A 12,863-nucleotide genomic window follows, 5' to 3' on the forward strand; every position below is an offset into this window, starting at 1 on the left:
TTATGTTTTTAAAATTAGTTGTTGTCTTCTTCAGAAGGCATCGGAGGAATTTCATCTCCTGAACCGGTTTCCGGAACTGTGGTGGGGAAATTGGGAACCTGCGTGGGATCTACCGCGGTTTCAATCTGTTGCTGAACCCTCGATTGTTCCTGAGTCATTCTTTCGCGTGGAATAAAAGCAGAACCCATAATGGAAAGTACGAGCAATGCGCCGGCCAAAACCCAGGTTGCTTTTTCCAGAAAATCGGTGGTTTTGCGAACGCCCATAATCTGGTTCGATGACTGGAAGTTGCTGGCCAAACCTCCACCTTTTGAGTTTTGCACAAGTACTATCAGAATCAGCAAAACACAAACTATAAATATTAAAACTGTAATTAACGTGTACATTGTATATCAGTTAAATGTTTTTTAATTTTTCTATTTCTTCAATTCGGCTTGCAAAGTAAACACTTTTTTCCGGATATTTCAAGCTTAATTTTTGAAAAGCTTCGAGGGCTTTATCGTATTTTTTTTGTTCGAAATAAAGCATGGCCAGTGTTTCGGTAACCAGTTCGTCACTTTCGCTAACTGATTTTTCAACTATTTCATTATCAAACTTTTCTGTTATATCTTCAGATTGAATTTTCCCTCGTTTTATTGGCCCTGGCTGCCCCGAAAGAAATTTGTCTATTAAGTTGTTGCCCGAAAGGTTTTCTCCGGAATTTTCCATAATGTATTCGGAAGGTGTTGCCAATTGTTGTTCAAAAACCCAATTCCCGGTACTTTTTTCACTATCAGAATTTAAAATCCTGTTCAATTGTTTTCTGTCGGCAACCAGTGGCGCGACTTTTTTTAGTTCTGAATCCAAATCAGGGTGACCGGTAATTTGAAGATTTTTTAAATAGAGTAACCAGGCTGCCTGGAAGGAGGGGTGTTCATCCGTTAATTTTTTCAATTCCGGCAGTGTTTCTGCATCAAGTAATTCCGGATTTTCAATTAAGTTGTAAAATGTTTCTTTTTGCATGGTTACCAGTTTGCCAGTGTTGCGTTAAATATATCTTCAGTAAGTTTTGTTATAATTTCGGGTACCAAACCATCCTCTACAGCGCTGAGCGAACTTGCAGCATCAAAATCTTCGAATGCCGAAAATGTTTGTTCTATGCTTTGGTCCGGATCAATGTTGTTGGTGTATTTCACTCTCACAGAAACTGTTAAGCGGTTCAGTGCGGCCATGTCTTCTTTTTGAATAGACATGGGACGTACTTCGTAGCCTGTAATTTGTCCTTCAAAAATCAAATCACCGTCCTCCGCCAATTCATTCAGCGGGGTTTGTCGTTGCAGTTTTTCGCGCAAGGCTTCGGTAAACGACTGGCTGAGTGTGGGATTTACCAGTCTTGCCCGGTTCGGAAAATAGTAAACAGAAAAGGTTTTTACGGCAGGAGAAATATTTGCCCCTGTAAACGAATATGAAATTCTGCATGAATTGGTAATGCCTGCAAACAGAATGGTGATGATAAAAAATAAAACAAACTTTTTTTGCATTTTTCAACCTTTTATGTTGTGCTCTTTAATTTTCCGGTAAAGTGTCCGTTCCGAAATTCCCAATTCCTCTGCGGCATATTTTCTTTTTCCGTTATATTTTTCCAGCGCTTTTTTAATCAGCTCTATCTCTTTGTCTTCCAGCGATAAAGATTCCTCTATCACTTCTTCGGTATCCTGAATATTGTTTTTATCGATTGACGGAATGTGTATTGGTTTCGACGAATGTTCGCGCTGCGAAAGATTAATATCTTCCGAATCGTAAAGATTACGAATAATCTGCGCCTGATCGCCGGAAATGGGTGCTTCTTTATTTTCCACAATGTCGAGGACGAGTTTTTTCAGATCATTCATATCCCGTTTCATATCAAACAGGATTTTGTAAAGAATCTCGCGTTCATTCGAAAAACTTTTTTCTTCGGTTTTGGAAAAAAGAGCAGGCAGGTTTTTAGATGAATGCGGTGGCAGATACCTTTGCAGCACATCGGCTGTTATGTCGCGGTTTTGTTCAATTATTGAAATTTGTTCCGTAATATTTTTTAGTTGTCTGACGTTACCTGGCCACCTGTAATTTTCCAGCATAATGCGCGCTTCTTCTTCGAGCCGTATCGGGGGCATCCTGTATTTTTCGGCAAAATCACGGGCAAATTTTCTGAAGAGGAGGTGAATATCTTCTGGCCTTTTACGCAACGGTAAAACAACTATGGGAACCGTATTTAACCGGTAATACAAATCTTCTCTGAATTTTCCTTCTTCTATTGCCCTGGTAATATCTATATTGGTTGCCGCAATTACCCGCACATTGGTTTTTATTACCTTTGATGAACCTACCCGTATGAATTCACCGGATTCAAGCACACGCAAAAGACGCACCTGGGTAGAGAGCGGCAATTCACCCACTTCATCCAGGAAAATAGTGCCTTCATCAGCTTCCTGAAAATAACCTTTGCGGTCGGAGAGTGCACCGGTAAAAGACCCCTTTTCATGCCCGAACAATTCAGAGTCGATGGTTCCTTCAGGAATGGCGCCACAGTTCACTGCAATGTACTTTCCATGTTTACGGCTCGAAAACTGGTGAATAATTTGTGGAAATACTTCTTTTCCTGTTCCGCTTTCTCCTGAAATTAAAACAGAAAGGTCGGTTGGGGCAACCTGAACCGCTACTTCAATAGCCCTGTGCAGGCCGGGTGAGTTTCCAATTATTTCAAACCTTTGTTTTATATCCTGAATATCCATTGTCAATTGTAATTCAATAAAGGCACAAATTTACAATTTTTCGCCGGCAATATTCCCCAACAGATTTCAATTAACCTTTTTTTGTTTTTTCTGTTGGCTGATTGTCAATATTCTGAACCAATTTCGGTATCTGGTATTTATAATCGTTATCTTTGGCACGCAAAAATTTTAAAATATAAAAATGAGGTTTATTGCACTAATACCTGCCCGTTTCCAATCCACCCGATTCCCGGGAAAACCTTTGGCCTTGCTGGGTGGAAAGCCTTTAGTACAATGGGTTTATGAAAATGTGAAGCAGGCACTTGACCATGTTTGGGTGGCTACAGACGATGACCGGATTTTTAATGCAGTTGAAGCTTTTGGCGGGAAAGCAGTTTATACCGATTCTTCTCACCGAAGCGGTACCGACCGTTGTGCCGAGGCGGCCAGGCTGTTGAAAAATGAAGTTGAATTTGATGTCGTCATTAATGTTCAAGGCGATGAACCGTTTATAAAAGCTGAACAAATCCGGCAACTGATGGCGTGTTTCAACGGAAAAACTGAAATAGCTACCCTTGTAAAAGCCATTGATTCAACAGAAGAACTTTTTAACCCGAACCGGCCCAAAGTAGTTCTAGACAACGATCAAAATGCATTGTATTTCAGCCGGTTTTCTATTCCATATATCCGTGGCGAAAAAGAAAACAGTTGGTTGCTGGCCAATAAATTCTGGGCTCACATTGGCATGTATGCTTATAGAAATGATGTTCTTCAGGAAATTACGCGGCTTGATCCTGGGAAACTCGAACGGGCCGAGGCGTTGGAACAATTAAGATGGCTTGAAAACGGATACCGCATAAAAACAGCAGAAACCAGTTTTCAAAGTATTGGTATTGATACGCCAGAGGATTTACAATTGGCTGCAGAGTGGCTTCTCAAATAAAAGGCATAAAATTTGCTTGATAGACTTATAAATTGTAAATTTCCAGCTATGAAACGATTAATACTTTTAATGTTATTTTTTGTAATCACTTTTACCGGATTTTCAGGCAATCCGGGAAATTTGTTTTTGCAACAGGACCAGCCCGCATTAACACAGGAAAATCGTTTCGAGCTGAAAATCTACCCAAATCCAACCGAAACCGGACGAATTACCCTTGAAATGAATACCGGTGAAATCAATGAAATCAGGTTAATTGATATTGCCGGCAAAGAGGTTATTTCTCGCAAAATTGATTTTGGAACTCCGAAATATCTTTTATCACTTGATGAAATTCCCAACGGAATATATTTTGTTCGGGTAAAAACCACCGAAAATAAGGTTGTGGTTAAAAAACTTGTTGTTTCCTCCCGGTAAAAACTTTTCCAGCACGAGTTTATCTCATGTTAAAATTTTATGATTGAAGTAGTTATGTCACCCGGATTGTTTGGTAATTAATTTCCAAACCGTTTTTTTGCTTCTTCCAACATGGTAATTGTGGCAGTGGCTCCGCAGCGGGAACATCCGGCTTCCTTCACAGCGAGTAATCCGTCAAGCGCGCGCACCCCGCCGGCTGCTTTTACCTTAATTTTTGGCCCTACGCTGGCTTTCATCAGTTTCAGATTGGGGACTGTTGCTCCCTGATAGGAATATTTTCCGTCGTCGCCTTTTACGAAACCAAATCCCGAGGATGTTTTCACATAATCGGCACCCACTTTTGTACAGATTTCGCACAGTTTGACAATGTCCTCTTTTTGGGTCACATAATCGGTTTCGAAAATTACTTTTACGATGGCACTGTTTTCATGGCATTTTTGTGTAACTGCACCAATTTCATTTTCGATGTAATCCCAGTCACCCTGTAGTGCTTTGCCAATATTAATCACCATATCAATCTCCACAGCGCCGTCGTTGCAGGCTACTTCGGTTTCGAATACCTTTACTTCTATGGATGAATTCCCTGCCGGGAAACCGATTACACAACCTACCAGTACATCCGAACCTTTGAGCAGTTCAACGGCTTTTTTTACGGCATAAGGTTTAACACAAACCGATGCTACATCATACTTTTTAGCCACATCGCATTCCCTGCGCAAATCTTCATCAGTCATGGTCGGATGAAGAATAGAGTGGTCAATCATTTTTGCGAGTTCTTTTACTTTGTTCATTTTTAATATTTTAGTCATCAATAGTTTGAAAAACAAGTTGTCTGAATTTCCAGCCAGTCTGATCGTTTGTGGGTCCCTGGGTTTGTTTCATAATTATTCCGATTACATTTTCTTCGGGGTCGGCAAAATACTGAGTGTTAAAATAGCCGCCCCAGTCAAATGTGCCTTCACTGCCAATTCCACCTTTATCCTGCCCTTCAGGAGTAACCACACCGAAAGCCAGGCCGTAGTGTTTTTCAATTCCCCCAAATAATTCACCGGTCTGATTTCCCATAATACTTCTTACAGTTGTCCTGCTTAATAAGCGTACTCCGTTGTATTCTCCGCCATTCAGGTACATTTGCAGGAATGTGGCATAATCTTTTGCCGTGCTCGAAAGCCCTGCGCCACCTGAGAAAAAGGATTTTGCACCTTTTACCGGGTAATTGGTATCGTAAAAGGTAACCGGGTATTTTACCCATTCTCCGTTTATTTTGTGCTGAACGGCAACCAGCCGGTCAACTTTTGCTTCGGGAAAGTAAAACCGGGTGTCATTCATTCCCAGCGGATCGAAAATGCGGGTTTTCAGGAATTCATCGAACGGCATTCCCGAAACTACTTCAATGAAGTACCCAAGCACATCCAGCCCTTCGCTGTAAGTATATTTCTCACCCGGGTGATGGTGAAGGGGAAGTTTAGCCAGTTTTTTTACACTCTCTCCAATGGTGATTTTTTCGGTGGTAAACAAGTCGGTAATTCCAGCCTTTTGATAAATCATCTGCATGCGTTCATCACCATCGATCAATCCGTAACCAATGCCGGAAGTGTGTGTTAACAAATGCCTTATGGTAATTTCTTTGTTGGCAGCAATTCCGGTCCATGTTGTATCGTTGTATTTGAACCTGCTTAATACCTGCGGATTTTTAAATTCCGGGATAAATTTTGAAATGGGATCATCCAGTTGAAATTTACCTTCTTCCCAAAGCATCATTACTGCCGTTGATGTGATGGCTTTTGATTGAGAAGCAATACGAAAAATATCGTCGCGTTTAAGCTGGCGGTTTTTTTCATTTTCGGCCATTCCGTATGCTTTCCAGTGCACAATTTTACCATCGCGTGCCACCAGCGAAACAATTCCAGGCACCTGCCCTTGAGCAACTGCCTCATCACACATTTGGTCAATTCGGGCCAGACGTTCGGGGGAAATCCCAACACTTTCAGGCGAAGCTTCTGCCAAAACAGGCGATTTTTGAATGGATTTGGTTTGGGCTGAAAGAGCAAACGAAAGCAAAAGGGTTATTGAAAATAATAAGATTGATTTTTTCATCGTTTAAATTTTGTAAATATATCAATTAATTTTTCTGCATCTTTCCCGTTAAATAAGTTCCATCGGGTTTTATCAAACCAATTACGTAGAATCCAGATTGGAATTTTTCCACCGAAATCTCATGCCCGCCCCTCAAATCGGTTTGAAAAACCTTTTTTCCCTGGTAGTCAAAAATTTCTATCAGCGATATGCTGTCCAGACTTTTGCTGAAGTATATCTTTTCGGTTGCCGGATTGGGATAAAACAGCGGCTGACCATTTATATCAACCAATTTGGCGCTTGTTGAGGGGCAATCGGTTCCCTGATTGGTGACCAGCACGGTAACCGTATCGCTCAGGGCATGATTATCTGCCGCATACGCATGAATTTTAATGTACCCTTCATCGCCGCAAATTCCCGAAGCCTTGATGTGAAGCCTTCCCCCCGAAAGCGGAGTTAGAATACTCTCCGTAGTATTTTCAGTTACATCGAGAATGGCAACAGTGCTGAAAGCGTTTGAAGGCAAAATTTCAGTACGAATAATATCTGTTTCAAGGTTTGCATCGATAATAAAATTCCGGGTGGAAGTTACATTCAGGCTTTCAGGTCGAACACGGTCGTAGTAACCCAACGGAAGTTGTTCATAACCGGGGTCTTCGCCCTCTATGGAGACAATAACCATGGCATGTTTTGGAACACGAATAAGCAAATCATCGGAAAGCGTTACTTCCGTTGAATCGATATTTGTTTCAAACGAACTGAAATCCTCCTGCCAAATGGTATAAACAGTGGCATTTTCAGAAAAATCAAAACCGGCAGGCAATTCCAGTTGAATGGTAAAATCGTTTTCAAAGTCACGGTTCATCATCAAGATACTGAATTGTTCTCCCGAATTGTAGGCATAAACTCCAACTGCGTCGTAATTAATAATTTTGTTATTGGAATCTGTGATTTTGTTGTTCGATATAAACTCAGACCCCAGAATGTGTCCCTTGCAAAACCGGTTAAAGTATTTACCGGTATGGTAAAGCGGCAGTTGTTTGTAGTTTTCTGCCGGCTGGGTAATTCTCCACTGACCACCGGTAAGGTGAAAAATACTGGGTAAAATAGTTCCGTAATTCATGGAATTGGCCAGGTAATCAGTTAAAACAATGGCTTGTCCGAACCTCCCGTTGTATGAAGTGGTGGTCATGTTCGATTCGTACAGATAGAATGTTTTCAGTGTGCCGGTCAAACTCAGCATCTCTTTCATGGTCAGCACAAAACCTTCGATGTTCTTTCTTGACATTTCCAGACTGTTTTTGTAGTAATCGAGTTCCGACTCGCCTTTCGGAATTTCAGGATCGTAACTGAGATTACCACCCATGTATCCTGAAACACCCAAACATTCGGCATGACCTTTGTCGCCCGTCAATACTTTTGTATTTACACCGTAACTGTTGTCGGGGTGAGGGTATCTTCCACTGTACACCATAATAATTTTTTCCGGATCATAGTAAGGTGAAGATCTGACAACTTCCGTCATATCTCTGACCCACTTGGCATATTTGGCATAATCGGAACCGATTTCAGCATCGTGTACCGCTGCACCCCAAACTTCATTTCCAAATTCCAGCAGGATACCTTTGCCTTGTTGCAAAAGAGGCTCGGCAAATCCTTCGGAAGTGCGGACTGTTCCCCAGGCGGTGTTAGCATCTCCTGCAAGGTATTCCAGAAGGTATAAAAAGGTATTCGGATCGGTGCGGTAATCCAGACCGTTTTTAACCCCAACTGTCAGGGCAAACCAGGCGCCAATTTCATTGGCAAGGTTCATCATTTTGCCGTAAGTATTTGCTTTGCCAGGCCCTACCGAACCCTGGAATGATTTTGAGTTGGCAGAAATGGCGCCCCACCTGACTGCTCCTGCCTGAAAATCCTTAACCAATTGCCTGACTTCCGGTTTGTTTACCATGTCGCCGTTTTCGTAAGGGCCGTTCAATCCGATTCCTTCGTTCCACGATGTGTTTTTATTGTGAACCACTACCTTCCCTATCCGTTCACCAAGATTGGGCCCGGTTGGGTCGAATTCTGCGGTGGAAACGCTGAATATTTCACTCTTGTCAGAAACGTTCAAGCCGGCATCAATGGCCTCAATGGATATGGAATATACAGTTTCGGGGAGTAAATTGTGAATCACAATTTTGTTTTCAAAAATATAATCAGAAGTATTGTAAAGTACATCGTCAATATAAAAATTGTAACCAATTACCTCGGTTTCGTTATCGGTTGCTCCGCTCCATTCGAGTTTCAAAGCCAGACCGGTTGCCTGCAGTACCTCTAAATTTTGGGGTGGCGCAGGTGGTTGGTTGTCTGCTTTATGGGTTTCCAATTCAAGTATTTCACTGATAAAGGACTCATTTCCGGAATAATCCACTGCTGTAACAACAATCTGCCAGCTTGTTTCGGCTGTAAGATTTTCAACCCTGTATGTTTTTTCTTTAATGAGTTCTTCATTAATCCGGTATCCGTTCAGGTACATATTGTATCCTGATACCTTGTTGTTGTCTGAAGAAGGACTCCAATTCATCAAAAAACCGAAAGATGAACGCCAGGATAGAATGAGATTGGCAGGTGGAGTGGGTTTGGTTACATCATAAACCGGCATGGTATGTTCTCCGGGAATGTAACCCATATTAATACCGGGGCCATCCCATAAAATGCCTCCAATGGTGGTATGAATAATCCACTGTGTGGCATAAAATGCATAAACTTTCCCGGCTTCCAGTTCTACTGGTGCCGATTTGGTTGTCTGGTTCCCGATTTCAGTGCCCGCATTGCCATGATTTGAGCTTCGGGCGACAATTTTTTGAGCATTTGAGAAATTTTCATTCGGGCTCAACCAAAGGGTATGCCTGTCCTGTGAACGCATATAAAAATGATAGGTACCACTGGCAGGTGGAATCAGGTACCCTTTATACAAAGAGGTAAAAAAATCGTGTCCGGTGCAGGAAGCGCCAGTGCAATCCATATTTACCGTCAGGGGAATTTCGCTGTAATTGAGTTGATTGTAAGGTCCTGCTGAAGTTTGAATGATTTTTTCGTAAACCGGTTCGTTTGTCAGGGGAATGGCTTCCTGCCAAAATACAATATCGTGAATCTGAAAAAGCATACCTGGATTATGGTAGGGATCAATTCGCACCATGTAATCAATTGAATCAGATACTTCTTCATATTGCAGCTTTACTGTAAGGTTAACAATCCCGGTAATTCCTTTTTCTTCAACATTCACAAGAACGAAGGTTTGCCCGGAAACGTAATCGGTATTCAATACTTCCAACAAGTTGGCATCTGCCGAAAACACTTCAATTTGAGGATTTTTAGATGATATCGAATCGAGAATAGGAATTATAATCTGATTTTGCCCCGAACCAATAAAAATTTTCGTCGAATCCTGGTTTAATCCTGTTTGTGCTGATATTACTCCATTTAAAGCAAAAAGGATAATGAAAATAAACCTGAAAAAAAATGTGTACATTGTTATGATTTTATAATTCTGCAAGCAGAATCTTAGCTTTCCAGACAAAAATATTAAAAATCAAATTGGAATTACCTTGAATAGATGAACAAAATATCGGAATCATAGTATATAATTCTAATTAATAAAAAACTAATATTATGGCAGACCGCAGAACATTTTTAAAATCACTGGCAGGATTAACCGCAGGTTTATCCGTTAGCAGTGCCGCTTTTGGGAAAAATTCAGAAAATGACCGGCTGGGTGAAGTCCTTCCCAAAAGAAAATTTGGCCGGACAGGCGAGTACGTTACCATGCTTGGCACGGGAGGTTACCACGTTGGCTGGACGACTGAACGCGATGCACAGGAAGTAATTGAAGCTTCGCTGGAAGGTGGTGTGCGGTTTTTCGATACCGCCGAAAGTTACTCAAAAGGTGTAAGTGAAGAACGATACGGAAAGTACCTGACACCGAAGTACCGCGATTTGATTTTTTTGATGACCAAAACCACCGGCCCCGATGCCAAAACAGTGCAGGAACACCTGGAAGGTTCGCTTCGGCGATTAAAAGTCGATCAGATAGATTTATACCAGGTACATTCCATTCGCACCCCGCAGGATGTGGACGACCGTATTTCAAACGGAGTGCTGGAAGTATTGTTAAAAGCAAAAGAACAGGAAAAAATCAAATACATTGGTTTTACCGGCCACCAAAATCCGTATGCACATGCCCGTATGCTGGAACAAACTGAAAAAAGTGATCTGTTTGATGGTGTTCTAATGCCGGTAAATGTTCTTGATCCGTCTTATTTCAGTTTTACCGAAAATGTAATGCCGAAAGCACTCGATCGTAACCTGGGAATTATGGCTATGAAATCGTTGGCCGACGGGCGGTTCTTTGCCAAAAAAGAGCAGGCTAACTGGACGAATGATGATCCTGTCATTCCCAATTATTTGAGCATTAAAGAAGCCATGTATTTTGTGTGGTCGCTGCCTGTTTCGGTATTAATTGCCGGATGCGAAAATGCCACATTTATGAACGAGAAGATTGCACTGGCACGTTCTTTTTCCAAATATTCCGAAGAACAACGAATGGCACTCATCGAAAAAGTAAAAGATATTGCACTTACAGGGAAAGTGGAATATTTTAAACGGCAGGAAGCTTAAAAATTGATTAAGCTTATTTTCAAGGTAACACGGAATCTTTGCAAAAAATTATCTTTGCAACATATTCGTCATAGTATCGCTCAAAGTGATGCTATGACTGTTATTTATTGAACAGAATTAATTTACGAAACCATAAAAAAATAAATATATGTTGCCAAAAATAAATCCGATGACAACCGCAGCCTGGGAAAAACTGGAAGACCACTATTTTAGTTTTGAAGGCACTCACATGAAAGAAATTTTTGAAAAAGATTCCAACCGTTTTCATAGTTATTCACTGATGTTTGAAGATATTTTTGTGGATTTCTCGAAAAATATAGTTGATGACAAAGCGCGTGAGTTGCTTGTTGAACTTGCCGCGGAATGCAAAATGAAAGCAGCCGTTGAAGGCATGTTTTCAGGTGAAAAAATTAACGCCACCGAAAACCGTGCAGTGCTGCATGTGGCTTTACGAAACCGCAGCAATGATCCCATTTTTGTTGATGGCCAAAATGTTATGCCCGAAGTGAACGCTGTCCTCGACCAGATGAAAACTTTTTCTGAAAAGGTAATTTCGGGCCAGTGGAAAGGTTTTACGGGCAAAACTATTACCGATGTGGTGAACATTGGTATCGGTGGTTCCGATCTTGGACCGTTGATGGTTACCGAAGCGCTAAAACCTTACAAAAATCACCTCAACCTGCATTTTGTATCGAACGTGGACGGCACGCACATTGCAGAAACGCTTAAAAAAGTGAACCCTGAAACCACGCTTTTTATTGTAGCTTCAAAAACATTCACCACCCAGGAAACCATGACCAACGCCAACACAGCTCGTGACTGGTTTCTGAAGGCTGCAAAAGATGAGGGATTTGTAAAAAACCACTTTGTGGCTGTTTCCACCAACGAAAAAGAAGTGGCGAAATTTGGCATCGACACCAAAAATATGTTCCGGTTTTGGGATTGGGTAGGTGGCCGTTATTCGCTCTGGTCGGCCATCGGACTTTCCATTGTTTTGGGGATTGGTTTTGAAAACTTCATTCAGCTTTTAGAGGGCGCCCATGCCATGGACAATCATTTCCGCCATACCGAATTCGATAAAAATATACCTGTGACTCTGGCACTTTTCGGCATTTGGTACAACAACTTTTTCGGCGCCGAAACCGAGGCCATTTTGCCCTACGACCAGTACATGCACCGCTTTGCCGCCTATTTTCAACAAGGCAACATGGAAAGCAACGGTAAATATGTGGATCGTAACGGCGAGCCGGTGGAACACCAAACCGGTCCGATTATCTGGGGCGAACCGGGAACCAACGGCCAGCACGCTTTTTACCAGCTCATTCACCAGGGCACCAAGCTAATTCCGTGTGATTTTATTGCCGCTGCCATCAATCACAATCAGATTGGAGACCACCATCAAAAACTGCTGGCCAACTTTTTTGCCCAAACCGAAGCGCTGATGGTGGGAAAAACAGAAGAACAGGTAGTTGCTGAACTGAAAGCTGCGGGGAAAACCGAAGAAGAAATAGCAGCACTGGCACCGTTTAAAGTTTTCCCCGGAAATGTGCCCACCAATTCTATCCTGGTAAAAAAACTAACTCCGCGTGCACTGGGCTCTTTAATAGCCATGTATGAGCACAAAATTTTTGTGCAGGGAATTATCTGGAATATTTACAGTTTCGACCAGTGGGGTGTTGAACTGGGCAAACAACTGGCCAATGCCATTTTGCCCGAACTGAAAAGCGACGAACCGGTTTCCGGGCACGATGTTTCTACAAACGGGTTGATAAATGCATATAAGAAAATGCGAAAATAGGTACAGGTAAATTCAAAAATCAAAGCCGGATTGTAGAAGTCCGGTTTTTTTATGCAAAAAAGAAAAGGCCTGATCACACATCGTCTAAATAAATTCTCCAATATTTTCGGAATGAAAAAATATTTATCAATTTGATAATTATTGGCACAAAAGTTTAAAACGTCATAATTGATTCAACCTCTATTGAATGGCTCTGAGTTTCAGCGTATAATCTGCTTTCAGACTTCTGGGTATTTTAAAA

At 41.6% G+C, this 12,863-nt stretch carries 11 protein-coding genes; 4 read left to right on the forward strand and 7 right to left on the reverse strand.

The window, feature by feature from the left end; translation table 11 throughout:
• Window positions 1-14: 14 nt before the first annotated feature.
• Genes secG through ACESMA_RS10270 form a run of 4 tightly spaced genes read right to left on the reverse strand, consistent with a single transcriptional unit; the run spans window position 15 to window position 2,753 of the window.
• On the reverse strand, window positions 15-386 hold the full coding sequence (secG, locus tag ACESMA_RS10255; RefSeq protein ID WP_372948714.1) for a preprotein translocase subunit SecG: 372 nt from the start codon (window positions 384-386) through the stop codon (window positions 15-17).
• Between the two features lie 10 nt (window positions 387-396).
• Complete coding sequence (locus ACESMA_RS10260; RefSeq protein WP_372948715.1) at window positions 397-1,002, reverse strand: tetratricopeptide repeat protein; 606 nt, start codon at window positions 1,000-1,002, stop codon at window positions 397-399.
• Between the two features lie 2 nt (window positions 1,003-1,004).
• A complete protein-coding gene (locus tag ACESMA_RS10265; protein WP_372948716.1) occupies window positions 1,005-1,520 on the reverse strand; it encodes an LptE family protein in 516 nt (171 codons plus the stop codon).
• 3 nt (window positions 1,521-1,523) lie between these two features.
• A complete protein-coding gene (locus ACESMA_RS10270) occupies window positions 1,524-2,753 on the reverse strand; it encodes a sigma-54 interaction domain-containing protein (protein ID WP_372948717.1) in 1,230 nt (409 codons plus the stop codon).
• A 181-nt stretch (window positions 2,754-2,934) separates the two neighbouring features.
• On the opposite strand from ACESMA_RS10270, the gene kdsB reads away from it, so the two are divergent.
• Together kdsB and ACESMA_RS10280 are read left to right on the forward strand one after the other, a co-directional pair.
• Window positions 2,935-3,675 (forward strand): 3-deoxy-manno-octulosonate cytidylyltransferase, encoded by a 741-nt coding sequence (gene kdsB / locus ACESMA_RS10275; RefSeq protein ID WP_372948718.1) that lies wholly within the window; start codon window positions 2,935-2,937, stop codon window positions 3,673-3,675.
• A 48-nt stretch (window positions 3,676-3,723) separates the two neighbouring features.
• Window positions 3,724-4,089, forward strand: a complete 366-nt coding sequence (locus tag ACESMA_RS10280; protein WP_372948719.1) for a T9SS type A sorting domain-containing protein — start codon at window positions 3,724-3,726, stop codon at window positions 4,087-4,089.
• A gap of 77 nt (window positions 4,090-4,166) precedes the next feature.
• Here ACESMA_RS10280 and deoC read toward each other — a convergent pair whose 3' ends face one another.
• From deoC to ACESMA_RS10295, 3 genes are read right to left on the reverse strand one after another with little or no spacing between them, the layout of a single operon-like run.
• Window positions 4,167-4,880, reverse strand: coding sequence for a deoxyribose-phosphate aldolase (gene deoC / locus ACESMA_RS10285; RefSeq protein ID WP_372948720.1), 714 nt, complete (start codon window positions 4,878-4,880; stop codon window positions 4,167-4,169).
• Between the two features lie 10 nt (window positions 4,881-4,890).
• Entirely contained in the window at window positions 4,891-6,186 is a 1,296-nt protein-coding gene (locus ACESMA_RS10290) for a serine hydrolase domain-containing protein (RefSeq protein ID WP_372948721.1), read from the reverse strand.
• Window positions 6,187-6,211: 25 nt separating this feature from the next.
• The gene (locus ACESMA_RS10295; protein WP_372948722.1) at window positions 6,212-9,679 is read right to left on the reverse strand and encodes a T9SS type A sorting domain-containing protein; all 3,468 of its coding nucleotides are present in this window, start codon (window positions 9,677-9,679) and stop codon (window positions 6,212-6,214) included.
• Window positions 9,680-9,819: 140 nt separating this feature from the next.
• On the opposite strand from ACESMA_RS10295, the gene ACESMA_RS10300 reads away from it, so the two are divergent.
• Window positions 9,820-10,824 carry an aldo/keto reductase gene (locus ACESMA_RS10300; RefSeq protein WP_372948723.1) on the forward strand — a complete coding sequence of 335 codons (1,005 nt, stop codon included), beginning with the start codon at window positions 9,820-9,822 and terminating at the stop codon, window positions 10,822-10,824.
• A gap of 148 nt (window positions 10,825-10,972) precedes the next feature.
• Window positions 10,973-12,622 carry a glucose-6-phosphate isomerase gene (gene pgi / locus ACESMA_RS10305; RefSeq protein WP_372948724.1) on the forward strand — a complete coding sequence of 550 codons (1,650 nt, stop codon included), beginning with the start codon at window positions 10,973-10,975 and terminating at the stop codon, window positions 12,620-12,622.
• Window positions 12,623-12,863 lie beyond the last annotated feature (241 nt).

Origin of the sequence: Mariniphaga sp. (assembly GCF_041687215.1) — a bacterium.
In the GTDB taxonomy this organism is placed as follows: domain Bacteria; phylum Bacteroidota; class Bacteroidia; order Bacteroidales; family Prolixibacteraceae; genus Mariniphaga.

What these genes read in the sequence shown, in the direction of transcription:
- ACESMA_RS10265 (WP_372948716.1), bottom strand. Translation starts at nt 1,520, where the DNA reads ATGCAAAAAAAGTTTGTTTTATTTTTTATCATCACCATTCTGTTTGCA.
- deoC (WP_372948720.1), bottom strand. Translation starts at nt 4,880, where the DNA reads ATGAACAAAGTAAAAGAACTCGCAAAAATGATTGACCACTCTATTCTT.
- secG (WP_372948714.1), bottom strand. Translation starts at nt 386, where the DNA reads ATGTACACGTTAATTACAGTTTTAATATTTATAGTTTGTGTTTTGCTG.
- ACESMA_RS10260 (WP_372948715.1), bottom strand. Translation starts at nt 1,002, where the DNA reads ATGCAAAAAGAAACATTTTACAACTTAATTGAAAATCCGGAATTACTT.
- ACESMA_RS10290 (WP_372948721.1), bottom strand. Translation starts at nt 6,186, where the DNA reads ATGAAAAAATCAATCTTATTATTTTCAATAACCCTTTTGCTTTCGTTT.
- ACESMA_RS10270 (WP_372948717.1), bottom strand. Translation starts at nt 2,753, where the DNA reads ATGGATATTCAGGATATAAAACAAAGGTTTGAAATAATTGGAAACTCA.
- ACESMA_RS10300 (WP_372948723.1), top strand. Translation starts at nt 9,820, where the DNA reads ATGGCAGACCGCAGAACATTTTTAAAATCACTGGCAGGATTAACCGCA.
- kdsB (WP_372948718.1), top strand. Translation starts at nt 2,935, where the DNA reads ATGAGGTTTATTGCACTAATACCTGCCCGTTTCCAATCCACCCGATTC.
- ACESMA_RS10295 (WP_372948722.1), bottom strand. Translation starts at nt 9,679, where the DNA reads ATGTACACATTTTTTTTCAGGTTTATTTTCATTATCCTTTTTGCTTTA.
- ACESMA_RS10280 (WP_372948719.1), top strand. Translation starts at nt 3,724, where the DNA reads ATGAAACGATTAATACTTTTAATGTTATTTTTTGTAATCACTTTTACC.
- pgi (WP_372948724.1), top strand. Translation starts at nt 10,973, where the DNA reads ATGTTGCCAAAAATAAATCCGATGACAACCGCAGCCTGGGAAAAACTG.